19 protein-coding genes and 1 pseudogene are annotated in these 17,372 nt (G+C 68.0%); 17 read left to right on the top strand and 3 right to left on the bottom strand.

The window, feature by feature from the left end:
- Positions 1 to 74 precede the first annotated feature (74 nt).
- The 4 genes from GYB83_RS10460 to GYB83_RS10445 all read left to right on the top strand — a co-directional run bounded on the left by GYB83_RS10460 (position 75) and on the right by GYB83_RS10445 (position 5,262).
- Positions 75 to 1,190 (top strand): LLM class flavin-dependent oxidoreductase, encoded by a 1,116-nt coding sequence (locus tag GYB83_RS10460; protein WP_161895420.1) that lies wholly within the window; start codon positions 75 to 77, stop codon positions 1,188 to 1,190.
- Between the two features lie 56 nt (positions 1,191 to 1,246).
- Entirely contained in the window at positions 1,247 to 2,713 is a 1,467-nt protein-coding gene (locus GYB83_RS10455) for an aldehyde dehydrogenase family protein (RefSeq protein WP_228461376.1), read from the top strand.
- A gap of 26 nt (positions 2,714 to 2,739) precedes the next feature.
- Entirely contained in the window at positions 2,740 to 3,933 is a 1,194-nt protein-coding gene (locus GYB83_RS10450) for a thiolase family protein (protein WP_161895419.1), read from the top strand.
- 75 nt (positions 3,934 to 4,008) lie between these two features.
- Positions 4,009 to 5,262, top strand: a complete 1,254-nt coding sequence (locus tag GYB83_RS10445) for a bifunctional 3,4-dihydroxy-2-butanone-4-phosphate synthase/GTP cyclohydrolase II (RefSeq protein ID WP_161895418.1) — start codon at positions 4,009 to 4,011, stop codon at positions 5,260 to 5,262.
- Positions 5,263 to 5,420: 158 nt separating this feature from the next.
- Here GYB83_RS10445 and GYB83_RS10440 read toward each other — a convergent pair whose 3' ends face one another.
- Together GYB83_RS10440 and GYB83_RS10435 are read right to left on the bottom strand one after the other, a co-directional pair.
- Positions 5,421 to 6,458, bottom strand: coding sequence for an acyl-CoA dehydrogenase family protein (locus GYB83_RS10440; protein ID WP_228461374.1), 1,038 nt, complete (start codon positions 6,456 to 6,458; stop codon positions 5,421 to 5,423).
- Positions 6,458 to 7,603, bottom strand: coding sequence for an acyl-CoA dehydrogenase family protein (locus GYB83_RS10435; RefSeq protein ID WP_161895417.1), 1,146 nt, complete (start codon positions 7,601 to 7,603; stop codon positions 6,458 to 6,460). The genes GYB83_RS10440 and GYB83_RS10435 overlap by 1 nt, the downstream gene beginning before the upstream one ends.
- A 127-nt stretch (positions 7,604 to 7,730) precedes the next feature.
- Between GYB83_RS10435 and GYB83_RS10430 the strand changes: the two genes are divergently transcribed.
- The 13 genes and pseudogenes from GYB83_RS10430 to GYB83_RS10375 all read left to right on the top strand — a co-directional run bounded on the left by GYB83_RS10430 (position 7,731) and on the right by GYB83_RS10375 (position 16,178).
- Positions 7,731 to 8,183 (top strand): MaoC/PaaZ C-terminal domain-containing protein, encoded by a 453-nt coding sequence (locus tag GYB83_RS10430; RefSeq protein ID WP_161895416.1) that lies wholly within the window; start codon positions 7,731 to 7,733, stop codon positions 8,181 to 8,183.
- Entirely contained in the window at positions 8,180 to 8,620 is a 441-nt protein-coding gene (locus GYB83_RS10425; protein WP_161895415.1) for a hypothetical protein, read from the top strand. The genes GYB83_RS10430 and GYB83_RS10425 overlap by 4 nt, the downstream gene beginning before the upstream one ends.
- Positions 8,617 to 9,321: an SDR family oxidoreductase gene (locus GYB83_RS10420; RefSeq protein WP_161895414.1), complete on the top strand. Its 705-nt coding sequence runs from the start codon at positions 8,617 to 8,619 to the stop codon at positions 9,319 to 9,321. Before GYB83_RS10425 ends, GYB83_RS10420 begins: the two co-directional genes overlap by 4 nt.
- Positions 9,322 to 9,493: 172 nt before the next feature.
- Positions 9,494 to 10,651, top strand: a complete 1,158-nt coding sequence (locus GYB83_RS10415) for an LLM class flavin-dependent oxidoreductase (protein WP_161895413.1) — start codon at positions 9,494 to 9,496, stop codon at positions 10,649 to 10,651.
- Positions 10,652 to 10,686: 35 nt separating this feature from the next.
- Complete coding sequence (locus tag GYB83_RS10410; protein ID WP_161895412.1) at positions 10,687 to 11,076, top strand: RidA family protein; 390 nt, start codon at positions 10,687 to 10,689, stop codon at positions 11,074 to 11,076.
- Between the two features lie 4 nt (positions 11,077 to 11,080).
- Positions 11,081 to 11,503: pseudogene (locus GYB83_RS23880) on the top strand (amidohydrolase family protein); the annotation flags it as partial.
- Between the two features lie 79 nt (positions 11,504 to 11,582).
- Positions 11,583 to 11,936 carry an amidohydrolase family protein gene (locus tag GYB83_RS23875; RefSeq protein WP_267130324.1) on the top strand — a complete coding sequence of 118 codons (354 nt, stop codon included), beginning with the start codon at positions 11,583 to 11,585 and terminating at the stop codon, positions 11,934 to 11,936.
- Between the two features lie 16 nt (positions 11,937 to 11,952).
- Positions 11,953 to 13,278 carry an MFS transporter gene (locus GYB83_RS10400; protein WP_161895411.1) on the top strand — a complete coding sequence of 442 codons (1,326 nt, stop codon included), beginning with the start codon at positions 11,953 to 11,955 and terminating at the stop codon, positions 13,276 to 13,278.
- Between the two features lie 36 nt (positions 13,279 to 13,314).
- Positions 13,315 to 13,710, top strand: coding sequence for a RidA family protein (locus GYB83_RS10395; protein WP_161895410.1), 396 nt, complete (start codon positions 13,315 to 13,317; stop codon positions 13,708 to 13,710).
- Positions 13,707 to 14,516, top strand: coding sequence for an enoyl-CoA hydratase-related protein (locus GYB83_RS10390; RefSeq protein WP_161895409.1), 810 nt, complete (start codon positions 13,707 to 13,709; stop codon positions 14,514 to 14,516). Before GYB83_RS10395 ends, GYB83_RS10390 begins: the two co-directional genes overlap by 4 nt.
- Positions 14,513 to 15,004 carry a flavin reductase family protein gene (locus GYB83_RS10385; RefSeq protein ID WP_161895408.1) on the top strand — a complete coding sequence of 164 codons (492 nt, stop codon included), beginning with the start codon at positions 14,513 to 14,515 and terminating at the stop codon, positions 15,002 to 15,004. The genes GYB83_RS10390 and GYB83_RS10385 overlap by 4 nt, the downstream gene beginning before the upstream one ends.
- Before the next feature lie 51 nt (positions 15,005 to 15,055).
- Complete coding sequence (locus tag GYB83_RS10380; protein WP_161895407.1) at positions 15,056 to 15,676, top strand: TetR/AcrR family transcriptional regulator; 621 nt, start codon at positions 15,056 to 15,058, stop codon at positions 15,674 to 15,676.
- A 25-nt stretch (positions 15,677 to 15,701) separates the two neighbouring features.
- Positions 15,702 to 16,178, top strand: coding sequence for a DUF4334 domain-containing protein (locus tag GYB83_RS10375; RefSeq protein ID WP_161895406.1), 477 nt, complete (start codon positions 15,702 to 15,704; stop codon positions 16,176 to 16,178).
- Here GYB83_RS10375 and GYB83_RS10370 read toward each other — a convergent pair.
- A complete protein-coding gene (locus tag GYB83_RS10370; protein ID WP_228461372.1) occupies positions 16,131 to 17,243 on the bottom strand; it encodes a CopD family protein in 1,113 nt (370 codons plus the stop codon). The genes GYB83_RS10375 and GYB83_RS10370 overlap by 48 nt on opposite strands.
- Positions 17,244 to 17,372: the final 129 nt, after the last annotated feature.

Genomic DNA, 17,372 nt, shown 5'->3' with positions numbered 1-17,372 from the left:
TGTACCATCATTTACATACCAACTAGTCGGTACTCACGTGGTGAGTGCCGCGAAGTCATCGAAGGAGGAGTGGCGTGCACACAGGCGTGACACTCGTATTCCAGAACCTGGATCGCGCACTGCCGGACGCCGCCGCGTTCGCGGCCGAGAAGGAGCTCGCGCTGCGGGCCGAACCCGCCGGATTCGACTCCGTGTGGACCCCCGAGCATCACTTCACCTCGTACGGGATGACGCCCGACGTGCCACAGTTCCTGTCGTGGCTGGCCGGACGCACCGAGCGCATCAACCTCGGCACGATGGTCCAGGTGCTGCCGTGGCAGGACCCGGTGCGCACCGCCGAGAACTTCATCCTCCTCGATCATCTGTCGGAGGGTCGCTCGATCCTCGGCGTCGGCCGCGGACTCGGACGTGTCGAGTTCGACGGCTTCCGCCTGGACATGGGCCAGTCGCGCCGCCTCTTCACCGAGTACTCCGAGGCGATTCTGACCGGGCTCGAGAGCGGCGTCATCTCCCACGACGGCGAGCTCTACAAGCAACCCGCGATGGACCTGCGGCCGTCGCCCTATGCGACGTTCCGCGGCCGGACGTTCGCCTCTGCGGTCTCGCCCGCGTCGATGGACCTGATGGCGTCGATGGGCGTCGGTCTGATGGTCATCGCGCAGAAGCCGTGGCCCAAGGCCGAAGAGGAGATGCGCGCCTACCGGCAGCGGTACCTCGAACTGAACGGCGCAGAGGCGCCCAAGCCGATCATCTGCGTCTTCACCGGCGTCGGCGAGACCGAAGCCGAGGCCCGGCAGATGCGCGAGGTGTACCTGCGGCGCTACGCGGAGTCGACCGTCGAGCACTACGAGTTCGACAACATCGGGTTCGCCGAGATCGAAGGCTACGAGTACTACGCGGGCATGGCGCGCAACATCGCCAAGCACGGTCTGGACGGCTTCTGCGACTTCCTCGCCGACCTGCAGGTCTGGGGAACTCCCGACCAGGTCGTCGAGCGGGTGCTCGAATACACGGAGCGGCTCGACGCAGGCGGCGTCCTGCTGGCGCCGTCGTTCGGCGGCATGTCGCCGGAGGTCGCCGCGCGGAACTTCGACCTCATCGCGCGCGATGTGCTCCCTCGATTGCAGGCGCACGATGTCGGGGGAGACCTCGGCGTCCGGCACGGCGCCCCGATCGGCGCGCACGCCTGACCGGTACAGATCACCAGAAACCCACTTGAAGAACCAGCGCAGACGAAGGACACGACGTGACCACCACAGCATTCGAGATCGGCACCGCCGCCCGCAACATCATCGGCGGCGAGTTCGCCACCGGTACCGGCGACGAGACGATCGACGTCTACAACCCGACCACCGGAGCCCTCATCGACACACTCCGGGCGTCGTCGATCGCCGATGCCGACGCGGCCGTCGCCGCGGCGGAGGCCGCGTTCGACGACTGGAGCGGACTGTCGCTGCCGCGACGCGTCGCTCATCTGATCAAGGTCCGCGCGATCCTCGACGAGAACATCGAGCTCATCGCCGCGACCACCAACCGCGACCACGGCAAGACCCTCGAGGACGCGCGAGGAGAGGTGGTGCGCGCGATGGACTTCCTCGACACGGCGATCGCCGCGCCGATGATCTACCACGCCGATTCGATCTCCATCGCGCCCGGACTCGACGCCCGCCGCGTCCGCGAATCGCTCGGCGTCTGCCTCGCGGTGACGCCGTCGAACTTCCCGGTGATGAACACCGTGCAGTTCACGAGCTGGGCACTGGTCACCGGAAACACGCTGATCATCAAGGCGTCCGAGGCCGACCCGATCGCGTCGACGACCGTGCTCGGACTCATCCAGGACGCACTGCCCAAGGGTGTTCTCAACCTCGTCCACGGGCACGCCGACATCGTCAAACACATGATTGCGCATCCGTCCGTACAAGCGGTCTCGTGCATCACGTCGTCGCCGACCGCGAAGGCGATCTACGCCGCTGCCGCGCAAGCGGGCAAGCGCGTGCAGGCCAACGGCGGCGCCAAGAACCCGATCGTGATCGCCGAGGACGCCGACATCGACGTCGCGGTGAACGGCATCATCATGTCGGCGTACGGCATGGCCGGGCAACGGTGTCTCGCGGGCGACCGGCTCGTCGTCATCGGCGACGTCTACGACAAGCTCCTGCCCGCCCTGACCACCGCGATCGACGCGATCGTGACCGGTGACGGCGCCGTCGAGGGCGTCACGATGGGCCCGGTGATCAGTGCAGGCAGCCGCGATCGTCTTCTGCAGTTCCTCGCCGCGGCGCAGGACCAGGGCGCGACGTTCCATCGTGACGGGCGAGACGTGATCCCCGTCGGGCAGGACACCGCGGGCGGCTACTTCCTCGGACCGACCCTCATCGAGGGTCTCGAACCCGGAAGCGACCTGGAGGCGGCAGAGCTCTTCGGCCCGGTCCTCGTGATCCATCGGGTGCCCGACCTCGCCGCCGCGATCGCGCTCTCGAACAACACCGACTTCGGGAACGCGGCGTCCATCTTCACCCGAACGGGCGCCGTGGCGGCCGAGTACGAGCGGAGGGTCCGCGCGGGCAACGTCGGCGTCAACACCTTCCCCGGCCCGGCGGCGTTCATCACGATGGGCGGCTACGGCACGTCCTTCTACGGCGACTCCCATGTGTGCGGCGCCGCCCCGCTCGACTTCTTCACCGACCAGAAACTCGTCGTCACCCGCTGGTGACCCGCCGACAAGGACGATCCGCGAAAATGAACACACCACTCCCCGCCGCTGTCGTCGCCGGAGCCGTCCGGTCGCCGATGGGGCGCGCCCGCGCCGACGGAGCGTTGGCCGGGCTGCATCCGGTGGAGCTGCTCGCCCAGGTCCTCACGGGCCTGATCGAGCGGACCGGGATCGACCCGGGACTCGTCGACGACGTGATCGTCGGCTGCGTCTCGCAGTCGTCGGAGCAGTCGAACACGGTGGGTCGGATGGCGTGGCTGGCGGCCGGGCTGCCCGAGCACGTCCCGTCGGTGACTGTGGAACGCAAGTGCGGTTCCGGTCAGCAGGCGATCGCCTTCGCCGTGCAGGGAGTGATGTCCGGGCAGTACGACGTGGTGGTCGCCGCGGGCGTCGAGTCGATGTCGCGGGTGCCGATGGGATCGAACCGGCAAGGCGCGGACATCTTCGGGCCGTCCGTCGTCGACAGGTACGCCCCGGGCCTCGTCCCGCAGGGCGTGGCCGCCGAACTCATCGCCGACAAGTGGGGGCAGTCGCGGGCCGAGCTCGACGAGTTCGCCGCCCGCTCGCATCGGCTCGCCGACGAGACCGCCCGCACCGGCGGCTTCGACCGGGAGATCCTGCCGATCACCAGCGGTGACGGTACCGTCGTCGCGCGAGATGAGACGATCCGGCCGGGCACCGCACCCGCCAAGCTCGCGACACTCGCGACGGTGTTCCGCACCGACGAGTACGCAGAACGCTTCCCCGAGATCGACTGGAGGGTGACGGCAGGCAGTTCGTCGCAGCTCACCGACGGAGCGTCGGCCGTGCTGATCGCGAGCGCCGACGCCGCCCGCAGACTCGGACTGCCCGCACGTGCGACCGTGCGCGGCATGTCGGTCGTCGCCGACGATCCGCTGATGATGCTGACCGCGCCGATCCCGGCCACCCGCAAGGTGCTGGCTCGGACCGGACTGACGATCGACGACATCGATCACTACGAGGTGAACGAGGCGTTCGCGCCGGTCCCGCTGGCCTGGCGGGCCGACCTCGACGCCGACCCAGACAAGCTGAATCCGCGGGGCGGGGCGATCGCGCTCGGCCATCCGCTCGGCGCGACAGGGTGCCGACTCTTCACGACGATGCTGCACGCGTTGGAAGACACCGGCGGCACGTTCGGGCTGCAGACGGTCTGCGAAGCGGGCGGCCAGGCCAACGCCCTGATCCTCGAACGACTGTAGATCCTCGAACAACCCTGACCTCGAACGATTCGACGGCTGACCGGCCGCCGACCACAACCACTGAAGGAGAATCCCATGAGCGACACGATCCGCCTCGACGACGTGGAACGCGCGATCGCCGACATCGCGGCCGGGCGACCGGTGGTCGTGGTCGACGACGAGGACCGCGAGAACGAGGGTGACATCATCTTCGCCGCGGAGAAGGCGACGCCGGAGTTGATGGCCTTCACCATCCGCTACTCCAGCGGCGTCATCTGTGTCCCCATGCCGGGTGAACTGCTCGACCGTCTCGACATCGGTCTGATGACCCCGGAGAACCAGGACCCGATGCGTACCGCGTACACGGTGTCCGTCGATGCCGCTGTCGGCACCACGACGGGCATCTCGGCCGCCGACCGGGCGTGCACCGCGCGGATGCTGGCGAATCCGTCGGCGTCTCCGGGCGACTTCAACCGCCCCGGCCACGTGTTTCCGCTCCGTTACCGGGAGGGCGGCGTCCTCGTCCGCCGCGGCCACACCGAGGCAGGAGTCGACCTGGCGCGCGCCGCGGGCCTCACGCCGGTCGGTGTGCTCGTCGAGGTCGTCAACGACGACGGCACGATGAAGCGTGCGCCCCAGCTGCGCGAGTTCGCCGATGAACACGGGCTGTCGATGATCTCGATCGAGCAGTTGGTGCGGTACCGCAAGCGGACGGAGACTCTGGTCGAGCGACTGGCCGTGACCCGCATGCCGACGGCGGCGGGCGAGTTCACCGCATTCGCGTACCGGTCCGCACACGACGGCGTCGAGCACGTGGCGCTCGTCCGCGGCGACATCACCGGCGTCGAACCGGTGCTGACGCGTGTGCACTCGGAGTGCCTGACCGGAGACGTCTTCGGCTCACGTCGGTGCGACTGCGGCCCGCAGTTGGAGGAGTCGTTGCGGCGGATCGCTCGCGAGGGCCGCGGAGTGGTCGTCTATCTGCGCGGACACGAGGGTCGCGGCATCGGCCTCGGCGCCAAGCTCTCCGCGTACGGCCTGCAGGACAGCGGCCGCGACACCGTCGACGCGAACCTCGACCTCGGGCTGCCCGTCGTCAGCCGCGAGTACGGTGCCGCCGCGCACATCCTGCGGGACCTCGGTGTGGAGTCCGTGCTCCTGCTGACCAACAACCCGAGCAAGGTGGACGGTGTCGCCGCAGCGGGCCTGCCGGTGGCGAATCGGATTCCGCTGTACACCTACCCGAACGACGACAACATCACCTATCTCCGGACCAAACGCGACCGCATGGGCCATGAGCTTCCGCAGGTCGACGTCCTGGAAGAAGCCGTCCCCTCCTGGTTCGGCTGACCAGCACGCCCCACGACGAGAGCCCCGCCGGTTCGGCGGGGCTCTTCGTCTGTTCCTCGGGCGGCCGCCCCATCCGTTCCGCTATCGGGGCACTTCCCGTCCGTTTCTTGTGCGCTGCACATCCCGGGGTGAGGTGCGTACCCAGAGAACGTGCGGCGTCAGCTGGTGATCAGGGCCCACAATCCGTCCGGGCCGGCGCCGAGAGCGGCGTCGGCGACGACGCGATCCCACGACGAGACCGATCCGAACTCGCTTCGCCAGGCGAGGGCCGGGCGCGTGAACTCGTGGAGGCGGTGCTCGCGGGTGGTGCCGATCGCGCCGTGCACTTGATGTCCGGCTCGGACGGCGACAGAGGCCGCGTGCCCCACACACGAGCGGGCGACGGCGACCTTGAACGCGGTCGAGCCGCCCCACGATGAGGCGACGGCCTCGACGACGGCGCCTTCGGTGACGGTCCGAGCCAGGGCGGCTTCGGCGGCGATGTCGGAGACCGCATTCTGGACGGCCTGGAATCGGGACAGCGGACGGCCGAACTGCACGCGCGCAGTCGTGTGCTCCACCGACAGGCGCAGGATCGACTCCAGCGCACCGCTGACCTGGATGCCGCGGGCCAGGGCGCCGCGGAGGCGGAACAGGTCCGGAATCGCCGCGTCCACCGGGGTTCCGGCCAGCGTCGACGTGTCGACCACGATCCGGGCGCGCGGCTCGCCCGCCCGGTTGACGCCTGCCGTCACTCGGATGTTCGAACAGTCGACATCGCTCACCGTCCACCCATCGCCGGATCGGTGGACGACGACGATCTTGTCGGCCGAGTCGGCCCAGCCGACTCCGTGCGCCACGCCGTCGGCGTCGACGACGGCCGCGGTGCGCCGCGCGTCGTCGACGGGCAGGCCCGCGGTTTCGAGGAGCCATCCCGCGAGGAGGTCGTGCTCGACGTACGGCGTCGGCACCCCTGCCGCAGCGGCCGCTCGGAGGAGTTCGGCGGCCTCGGTCCATCCGGCCCCACTGCCGCCCGCGTCGTCCGACCCGGTGAGACGGGTCAGACCGAGTTCGGTGAGCGTCGCCCAGAGGTCGTCGTCCCAGGTGACGGTCCGCGGCGCTTCGGCGAGAGCGTCGCGGTGGGCGGTGAACACGTCGGCGAGCATGGCCTGGAGGTCCGAGTCGACCTCGGTGACGGCGGCCGGAGTGGTTGTCATCAGCGCATTCCCAGTCCCCGCGCGATCACACCGCGCAGAATCTCGTTGGTTCCGCCGCGGAGGGTGAACCCCGGGCGTTGGTCGGTGGCGACGGCGACGAGTTCGTCGAGGCTCCGGTCGCCGGTCTCGGATCCGACCATCAGGTCCACATGGTCGGCGACGTCGCCTTCGAGTGCGGTGCCGAGCACCTTCACGACGGCGGCGGGAACGTCGGCGGGCTCGTGACGGGCGAGTGCCCCGGCCACCGCGGTCGACATCTGGTGCAGTCCAGCGATGCGGGCCACGTCCCGGCCGAATGTGCTCGACGACGATTCGACGAGGTCGGGGGAGGCGGCGAGCTCGGTGAGCAGGGGCATCGTCGACAGGAATCGCTCGGGGCCGCTGCGCTCGAACGAGAGCTCCGATGTCACCTGGGTCCAGCCCTGGCCGATCTGCCCGAAGACCATCTCGTCGGGAACGAAGACGTCGTCGAGCACGACCTCGTTGAAGTGCCTGCCGCCGTTCATCGACTCGATCGGGTTCACCTGGACGCCGTCGGCGTGGAGGTCGACGATGAACTGGGAGAGCCCGGCGTGGCGGTGGGCGTCGTCGCGGGCCTCGGTGCGCGCCAGGCAGATGAAGTAGTGGGCGTGATGGGCCCCCGACGTCCAGACCTTCGCGCCGGTGATCCGCCAGCCGCCGTCCACGCGTACGCCTCGAGTGCGGACGCTTGCGAGGTCGCTGCCCGAGTCGGGTTCGCTCATGCCGATCCCGAAGAAGATCTCGCCCGCCGCGATGCCGGGCAGCAGGGATCGCTTCTGCATGTCGGTGCCGAACTTCAGCAGCGACGGTGCGATCTGCCGGTCGGCGATCCAATGTGCGGCGACGGGCGCGCCCGCGGCGAGGAGTTCTTCGGTGACGACGAATCGTTCGACGTGCCCGCGGTCATGCCCGCCGTAGTCGACGGGGATCGTCATGCCGAGCCACCCCCGCGCGGCGAGCCTGCGGCTGAAGTCCTCGTCCCATCCGGTGAGCCAGCAGTCGACGACGGGTTCGATGGCTCCCGACTCGAACTCGTCGGCCAGGAAGGCGCGGACCCGGGCGCGCAACTCGTCGTGCGCGTGCGGGTCCGAGGTGGTGGGCGGCACCAGTCTCGAGCTTCTCATCAGGGCTCCTTCTCCTGCATGTAGATACCAACCGGTATTGAAAGTCCGCCATTCTTGCGCACTTGCGGTGTCAGTGTGCCACAGTTACATACTACTTGGTACGTAAAAATGTGAGAGAGGAACTGAGATGCAACCCCTGTGGTTCGACGACGCCGAGGTCGGCATGTCGTTCGACACCGTCGGACGCACCGTGACCGAGGCCGACGTCGTCAACTTCGCCGGTGTGTCCGGCGACTTCCATGTCCTGCACACGGACGCGGAACTGATGGAGCGGAGCGACTTCGGGCAACGGATCGTCCATGGTGCGTTGATTCTGTCGATGGTCACCGGACTGCGTGGCCGTCTCGGGATATTCGACGAGACGCTGATCGCCTTCGCCGAGATCCGCACCTGGAAGTTCCGGCGGCCGGTGTTCATCGGCGACACCATCCGTGTGCGCAACACGGTCACCGAACTCATCGAGACGTCCACGCCCGACCGCGGCGTGATGGTGCAGCGCGTGGAGGTGCTCACGCAGCGCGGCGAGGTGGTGCAAGACGGCGAGATGGTCGCCCTGATGAGAAGGAGGGCCGACGCATGAGAGTGCGATGCGCGGACCCGGGACTGGCGACGGCGCTCGCCGCAGTGGTTCCGGATGAGGGGGCGGGCCTGGTGTTCGTCGCCGACGGACCGCTCGCGACGTGGGACGACACGGAGGCCGAGCTCGCGGAGGTCTTCCGGCTCACGCAGCCGGAGGTCGTGGAGAACGGCCCGATCCTGTACGTCGTGACCACCAGTGCACTGCTCGGGCGAGCCGCGCCGCTCGACTCCGCGGTGGCCGACGGTCTGCTCGCCGGGGCGCGGGCGCTCGCGTTCGAGCGAGCGCGGTTCGACGGCTACGCATCGGTGATCGCCGTGGGCGACGGCGTCGACGACGCGCGGGTCGCCGAGGCTGCGAAGAATCTGTTGACCACTCGGGCGTCGAACGGTCAGCCGTTCATGCTCGGCTCGGAGCACTTGGGAGCGGCACTGCCATGACACTCGCCATCGTCACGGGCGCGGCCCGTGGAATCGGATTCGAGATCGCCGATCGGCTCGCGCGGGCGGGTCATCGGTCGGTCCTGGTGGACCTCGATCCGGCCGTCGCGGAGGCGGCCGAACGCCTCGGCGGGATCGGGGTGGCCGCCGACATAGCGTCGGATCGGGGGCGGGCGAGCGTACTCGCGGCCCTCGACGACGCGGGGGAGCCGCCCGCCGTGCTCGTCAACAACGCGGGCGTCACGCGCGACTCGCTCATCGCGAAGATGACCGAGGACGGCTTCCGGTTCGTCACCCGGGTGAACCTGGGCGCGCAGTACGAGCTGATCTCGGCGCTCGCCGAGCGGATCGTCGACGGCGGCGCGATCGTCAACATCAGTTCCCGGGCGCAACTGGGCAACGTCGGCCAGTTCAACTACGCGGTGTCCAAGGGCGGCGTCGTCGGGCTCACGCGTGCGATGGCGTTGTCGTTGGCGCCGAGGCTGCGGGTGAACGCCGTCGCGCCGGGCTTCATCGCCACGGCGATGACAGACGCCATGCCCGAGCAGGTGCGGCAGCGGATCATCGACAAGGTTCCGCTCGGGCGCGCGGGTGACCCCGGAGACATCGCGGCGACCGTCGCGTGGCTCGCGGACGGCGCGGCATCGGCATACGTCACCGGTCAGGTCGTCTACTGCTGCGGCGGCCGATCCTTCGGTTGACCTCTTGCATATTGAATATATTCGGCTACGTTGGGGTGTATTGCGGATGCTGCGCGCTGGGTCACTCAACCTGGTTCGCGTGAGCCTTGACACATGCTCCAGCATCGAGTTAGATACCAACTAGTCGGTTTGTAAGTCCGCTCGGACAACCTCGAAACATCTGGAGTGAGAAATGAAACTGGACATCCTGCATGCCCTGACCAACCGGGAGGGTAAGGACTGGCACGACGTCCTCGACGTCACGCGGCGTCACGTGGTGCTCGCCGACGAACTCGGTTACGACCGAGTCTGGTTCGGCGAGCATCACTTCGACACCGACGGTACGGATGCCCTCCCGAATCCGCTCATGCTCGCGACCGATCTCGCGGCCCGCACGAAGAACATCCGATTCGGCATGGCGGCGGTCTCGCTGACACTGTGGCATCCGGTCCGCGTCGCCGAGGACATCGCCCTCGTCGACCACTTCAGCGGCGGACGTCTCGACGTGGCCTTCGGACGCGGCATCCTGCCGATCGAGGTGCTCAACCTCAACCCGGCCGCCAGCCGCTGGGACGGCAGCGACAACAGCTACGAGATCTTCGACGAGAACTACGAGATCGTCACGCGACTGTGGACCGAAGATCAGTTCTCTCACGAAGGCAAGCGCTACACGCTCCCCGTCCCCGGCGCCCGCTTCATCGCTGCGCCCGGTGCGAAGCCGCCGGTGGGCTGGGTGAACGAGGAGGGCAAGCTCGTGGCCTTCGGGATCACACCGAAGCCGTACCAGCAGCCCACCCCGCCGCTGTTCGCGGTCACCGAGTCCGTCGAGGGCTTCACTCGCGCCGCGCACCGAGGGACCACGCCGATCACCTGGTATCCGACCGGCGACGTCCTGCACAACCTGCTGAAGCTCTATCAGGACGAGCGGGAGAAGGCGGACGGCGTGCGCCCGACCTACGGCGACGGCGTCTCGGTCCTCCGTCTCGCCTTCGTCGCGGAGACCGATGAGGAGGCCCGCCGGGTGTGCGAGAAGGGAGTCACCGACTTCTTCACCTTCCTCTGCCGCGTCCGCGGCATCGGCGTCTTCCTCGACGCCCACGAGGATCCCGCCGACTTCGACCCCGAGACCATCGAGGACCCGTGGCAGTTCCTCATGGACCGCGACCACCTGTTCATCGGATCCGTCGAGTCGGTCAAGGAGCGCATGGTGCGCATGACCACGTCGCACGGCATCCAGAACTGGCTGTTGCAGATGGGCACCCCCGGCATCGATCACGACGCCGTCGACGGCTCGATGGAGCTCTTCGCCGAGCACATCGCTCCCGTTCTGCGTGCACTCGGCGACGACTGACATCCATCCCCACTCGAAGTAAGGACGAATTGACGATGACTCAGTACATCAACCCCGGTGACGGCCTGTACCCGACGTTCGGCATGAACCCCGGCGTCGCCACCCGCGACTTCGTGTTCGCCGGCGGCATGGCCCTCGACCTGACCACCCTCACCCGCAAGGCGGAGGCGGACACCATCGCCGACGAGACGCGGATCGCGCTCGAGGAGATCGAGGCGATCCTCGCCGAGGCGGGCTGCACCTTGAAGGACGTCGTCAAGAGCACCTGCTACCTGACCGACGACTCGTACCGCCAGGAGTTCTGGACCGCGTACAAGGAGAAGTTCGGTGAGGGTCCGTACCCCGCTCGCACCACCGTCGCCGTCGGCATCGCCGGCGACTGCCGCGTGGAGATCGACGTCATCGCGCGTCGACCGGCCGCCTGATCCGATGACCGCACCCGATCGCCCGTTCGCCGACTGGCACACCCATGTCTTCGAGCTGTGCCACTGCGGTCCGGTCTGGACCGACCGCGGTACCGAACTCGTCGGCAGGCCGGCCTTCGGCGAAGCCGACCTCGCCGAGCATGCTCGCGCGATGGAGGCCGCCGACGTCGACAAGTTCCTCGTGCTGGGACTGCAGATCGACGCCATGGGGATGGACGTGCCGAACGACTACGTCGGCGGCTACCTCCACGAGAACAGGGAACGGGCGATCGGTGTCGGGAGCGTCGACCCGACGCGGCCCGGCGCGGCCGACGAACTGCGTCGCGCGGTCGCCGAATGGGGACTGCACGGCGTCAAACTGTCACCGCCCTACCAGGGATTCCACCCGCACTCCGACGAGGCGTACGAGGTGTACCGCGCCGCCGCCGACCTGGGGATATTCCTGATGTTCCACCAGGCGAGCGTCTTCGCCCCCCGACGGCTGCCTCGAGCACGCCTACCCGAGCATGATCGACAAGGTGGCGCGCGAGTTCCGCGACACCAAGATCCTGCTCGCCCACTTCGGCAAGCCGTGGATGAACGAGACGGTCGAAGTGATGATGAAGAACCGCAACGTCTTCGCCGACATCTCGACCCTCACCGTCAAACCGTGGCAGCTCTACAACGGGCTCCGTCTCGCCGTCGAAGGCCACGTGACCGACAGGCTCGTGTTCGGCTCCGACTTCCCGTCGTTCGAACCGCGGCAGGCGGCGACCGACTTCCTCGGCATCGCCGATCTCGCGATGCCGCTCCCGATCGAGCGGGCCGTGCTCGAGGACATCCTCTACAACCGGCCGTTCGACCTCATCCTCCCCGACTGACTCCCTGGAGAGATCCATGACCACCATCGACGACCCCGCTGCCCTCGCCGCTGTCGGCGCGCGGAGCAGCCTGCGCAGGCGCGTGTTCATCGCCAGCGCGGTGGGCAGCGTCATCGAGTACTACGACTTCCTCATCTATGCGACGGCCGCGAGCCTCGTGTTTCCGAAGGTGTTCTTCCCGAACACCGACGGCGCGCTCGGGGTGATCGCCTCCTTCGGCACACTCGCGGTCGGCTACCTCGCCAGACCGCTCGGCGGCGTCCTCTTCGGCCACCTCGGCGACCGACTCGGTCGCAAGTCGATGCTGCTGTGGACACTCGGCCTGATGGGCGCGTCGACGCTGCTCATCGGTCTGCTGCCGAGCCACGCGCAGATAGGGCTCCTCGCTCCGGTCCTGCTCGTGGCGCTGCGGCTCCTGCAGGGCGTCGCGGTCGGCGGCGAGTGGGGCGGCGCCGCGCTGATGGCCGTCGAGCACGCCGACACGAAGCGGCGGGGCCTGCTCGGCAGCGCCACCCAGATCGGCATGTCGGCGGGACTGCTGCTGTCGTTCGCCGCCTTCGCCGCGCTCGGTGCGCTGGATCAGGACGACTTTCTGGCCTGGGGCTGGCGTCTGCCGTTCATCGCGACCGTCGTCATGGTGGCCCTCGGCGTGTACATCCGGATCGGCATCGAGGAGAGCCCGGTCGCCGAGGACGCGAAGCTCGCCGCGAACGCCGACCGTCGGATCCCGCTGGTCGCGGTGCTGCGCGACCGTCCGCGCCAGGTTCTGCTCGGCACCTTCCTCTACGTCGGCCCGTTCATGGCGTACACGGTGGCGACGACGATGCTCGTCGCCTATGCGAGCAAGGAGTACGGCATCGAGCGGCAGTCGCTGCTCAACGGAATGATGATCGGCACAGCGGGCATGCTGATCACGATTCCGGCGTTCGCGATGCTGTCCGACCGGATCGGGCGCAGGCCCGTCTACATCACCTCGGCGCTCCTCACCGCGGCGTGGGTGTTCGTACTGTTCCCGCTGGTCACCTCGGGCAGCTTCGCGCTGATCGTGCTCGCCTACTTCGTCAGCATGACGCTGCTGAACGCGTCGGCCAACAGTCCCGTTCCCGCGCTCCTTGCGGAGTTGTTCCCCACGTCTACCCGCTACACGGGAGTGTCGGTCTGCTATCAGATCGGCGGCATGATCGGCGGCGGTCTCGGCCCGCTGATCGCGACCACGTTCATCGTGCCCGGAGGCCCCGGCGTCGGTGCGGTGTCCGCGATGATCGCCGCGCTGTGCGTGATCTCCGCACTCTGTGCCCACCTCCTCGGCGACACCAGGCGCGTGGACCTCCGCGACGCCTGACCCGCCGACCATCCCTTCACACATCAGGAGAGTCTCATGATCGAGTACTACAACCCGGAATCCGTCGGCGACTTCACCGCCGCGGGGCTCTCGTCGGGCACCGGAACCGACGAACTCGTCTTCGCTCCCGGCCTCGCGATCGACGACACGACCATGAAACGACGTGCGTCGGCCGTGACGATCGCCGACGAGGTGGCCGCGTGCTTCGACAACATCGACGCGATCCTCGCCGAGGCGGGCCTGAGCCGCTCGGACATCGTCAAGACGACGTGCTTCCTCCAGGAGGAGGAGTACCGGATGGAGTTCGTCGGAGCCTACAAGTCGATGTTCGGCGACGGGCCGTACCCCGCGCGCAACACCTTCGTCCTCGGGATCGCATCCGACTGCCGCGTGCAGATCGAGACCATCGCCGTCCGCCCGGCGTCCCGGTGACCGCCTACACCACGCTCCGCCTGGAGCGACACGACGACGGAGTGCGGGTCCTGACGCTCGACGATCCGGACAAACGCAATGCGATCGGGCCGGAGATGCGCGACGAGCTGATCGCGCTGGCCGACGAGGTGCGCGGCGACCCCGAAGCCAGAGCGCTCGTCGTGACGGGTGCGGGCACGGCGTTCTGCGCCGGTGCCGACCTCAATGCGATCTTCCATGAGGGCCAGGGGCCTGCCGAGACGCGCGAGAGCGAACTCTCGTACTACCGGAGCTTCCTCTGGGTTCGGGACCTGCCGTTCCCGACGATCGCAGCCGTCGACGGTCACGCGATCGGTGCGGGAGCCAATCTCGCGCTGGTGTGCGACATCGTGGTCGCGGGTCCCGGAGCCAAGTTCGGGATCACGTTCTCCCGCATCGGACTCCATCCGGGCGGCGGGTGCACGCATTTCCTCACCCAGCGCATCGGCGCGGGGCGGGCGATGCGGTTGGTCCTGCGCGGCGACACCGTCGTCGGGCAGGACGCGCACGCTCACGGTCTGGCAGACGTCTACGCCGAGGATCCGCTCGCGGAGGCTCTCGACACCGCGCACCTCGTGGCCCGGCTCCACCCGGGCCTCGCCGCAGACGTCAAGCGCACGGTCCGTCTCTCGGACGAGAGCGGTTTCGACGCGGTCCTCGGCTACGAGTCGTGGGCTCAGGCGTCGAGTTCTTTCCACGACGGCGTTCGCGACTCGATTCGAGCCGCTGGACGTTCCACATCGCGCCCCCGGGTCGCCGACTCGGTTTCATCAGGAGCAGGGAAATGATCGATCAGGACGTTTTCAAGGACATCATGGCCGCGGCGCCCGGACCGACGACGATCGTCACGTCGACCGGGACCGACGGCAGACATCAGGGGTTGACCATGACTGCGGTCTGCTCGGCATCGCTGGAGCCGCCACTGCTGCTGGTCTGCCTCGATCACGGATCCAACACGTTGCGTGCGGTCCGCGAATCGGGGTCGTTCACCGTCAACTACGTCGCGCGCGGCAATGAGGACGTCGCCATGCGGTTCGCCAAGAAGGCCGACGACAAGTTCGACGGGCTGAAGGTGGCGGTCGCGGAGGACGGGATCGGCGGCCCGGTTCTCGTCGACACCGCGGCGGCGCACGCGATGTGTCGTGTGGAGCAGCTGATCGAGGCCGGTGACCACACGGTTGTGGTCGGTGCGGTGGTCGACGGCGGGGCGAGCGATCAGACGCACGTACTGGCCTACGCGCGGAGGAAGTTCTTCACTCATGATCTGATCGCCTGACCGGTCTGCTAACGTACCGGTTGGTATGTCCGGGTGGGAGAGGTGGTTCTGATGGAGGCTCGTGAAGGGGTTCGCACCAAGCGGACGCGCGATCCGGAGGGTGCTCGAGCCCAACTGCTCGCGAGTGGGGTTCGACTGTTCGAACGTCGCGGGTACGCGGCCACGTCGGTGCAGGCGATCGTCGAAGACGCCGGGCTCACGAAGGGCGCCTTCTATCACCATTTCGGCAGCAAGGAGGACCTGCTCAAGCGGGTCCACGACGAGTTCATCAACTATCAGGTCGGCCGTGCGAGGGCGGTCGTCAACGTTCCCGACGCGACGCCCGTCGAGAAGCTGCGAGGGCTGATCGTCGAGGCGTTGCTGGAGCCGATGTCGATGTACAAGTCCGAGATCACGGTCTTCATGCAGGAGCGGCGGTTTCTCGAAGGCGAGCTCTTCACGGAGATCCAGCGCAAGCGCGACGAGTTCGAGGGCTTCTTCGTCGATGTGATCGAGCAGGGCATGGAGCTGGGTGTGTTCCGTCGGGAGGGCAGCCCTCGGCTCGTGGCGTTCGGCGTGATCGGCATGGGTGCGTGGACGCACGTCTGGCTCGACCTCGACGGTCCGATGACGCCGCGGCAGATCGGTGAGATCTATGCGAACACGATTCTCGGCGGACTGGTGGTCGACTGAGTGCTTGTCGTCATAAGATGCGAGCATGAGTGAACTTACGGAGCGGGACGCGGTCGCGGACTTCCATCGTCGCGCGGCGTCGCAGGAGCCCAGCGACCCGGCGGAGCTCGACGCGATCTGGGCGGCGTTGCCGACGGTCGCGATCGACGAGATCCTCGGCGACTACCGCGGCGGCGAGCTCCCGTCGGGGCATGCGCTCGACGGCAGCCTGGCGACGGTCGGTTGGCACGGGAAGTGGCTGCGCGGACGGTACGACGTCGCACCGATGGTGTGCCGGAACGCGGACGGTGAACTGTACTCGAATCTGGAGATCGGCAAGGGTGCCGCCAGCCTCTGGAACGTGGAGTTCCGCGGTGAGGTGACGGCGACGATGGTGTACGACGGTCAGCCGGTCTTCGACCACTTCAAGCGGGTCGACGAGAACACGCTGATGGGGATCATGAACGGCAGCACCTCACTGGTGCGCGACCGGCACTTCTACTTCTTCCTCGTCCGCGAGTGACGCGTCGCGGCGTTCGATGCCGCGGACGGTCGCCGAGCAGCCTGCGACGGCGAGGGCGATGAGCGCGAAGCCCAGGCCGAAGGTGCCCCAGTCGAAGGGGCCTGCGTCGGCCTGGCCGTCCTGCTTGCGCGCCGAGCCGGCGAGGAACGGGACGATCACCAGCACCGCGAACGCCGCGACCGACTCGGCGATCACGATGCGCGGGAAGTGGTGCAGGGCGAGCCGGGTGAAGGTCCGGTCGTCGCCTGCCGCTCGCGCGCGCCGGATCCGCGGGATCAGGACGAGCGCGTTGTAGGCTCCTGCTCCCACCATGAGGGCGACCAGGATCAGCTTGATCAGCAGGAATCGGCCGTACGACGTGGTGACGAACTGGCCGAACGAGCCGAGGTGCACCCAGGTGAGCCAGATGCCCGACACGGCGATCGCGATGACCGCGCCCATCGCCCAGATGCTGAACCGCGACCACATCTGCTCCCATGCGCCTGCCTCATCGGTGGCCGCGTCGGCATCGAGACGACGACGTGCAGCGATGACACCCGCGGCGGCGAGGACGACAAGGCCGCCCACCCAGATGTCGGTGGCCAGGATGTGCGTCAGCTTGAGTTCGCGGTCGGCGACGGTGTCCAGGTCGGCCGTCGTGAGCGTGAGGGTGAGGCTCGGCATCGCCGCGGCGAGGATCGCCGTCCAGAACCCGGCGACGGCGACGCGCTGTCCGCGACGGATGTTCCAGACGATCGCGGCGAGCACGATGAACGTCACGAACTGGAGGGTGCCCATGACGCCTGCCGCGATCCACGTGCCCTCGGCCTTCGGCAGTGAGAGGTAGTCGCCCGCGTGGGTGAACGTCGCGGCCTGCAGCCAGGAGGCGTCGACGTCCGACTTGGCGACCCGCGCGACGTACTGGAAGTATCCACCGAGTGCTGTGAGGACGGCGACTGGGCGGGCGAGCGCGAGGAGTGCCGCCTCGGTCCGACCGTCGCGAGCTCGTCCGGGCAGCAGGTAGGCGAGGGTCATGGACAAGCCGGTCGCGAACGACAATGCAGCGAAGTAGCCGATCGTGGTCATGATCTGCCAGGCGGGTTTGGCCGAGGGCGCCGATCCAGCGGCAAGCAAGGTTAGGCTATCCATAAGAATACGAACCTTAAGGGTTCCTTAGGAAAATGCGCAAGGGTCAGAGCCGGCGGGGCTGGTGAG

The organism is Gordonia spumicola, assembly GCF_009932475.1.
GTDB lineage: Bacteria > Actinomycetota > Actinomycetes > Mycobacteriales > Mycobacteriaceae > Gordonia > Gordonia spumicola.
The sequence above is the reverse complement of the archived record's forward strand: the minus strand, read 5'-3'. Positions and strand labels throughout refer to the sequence as shown.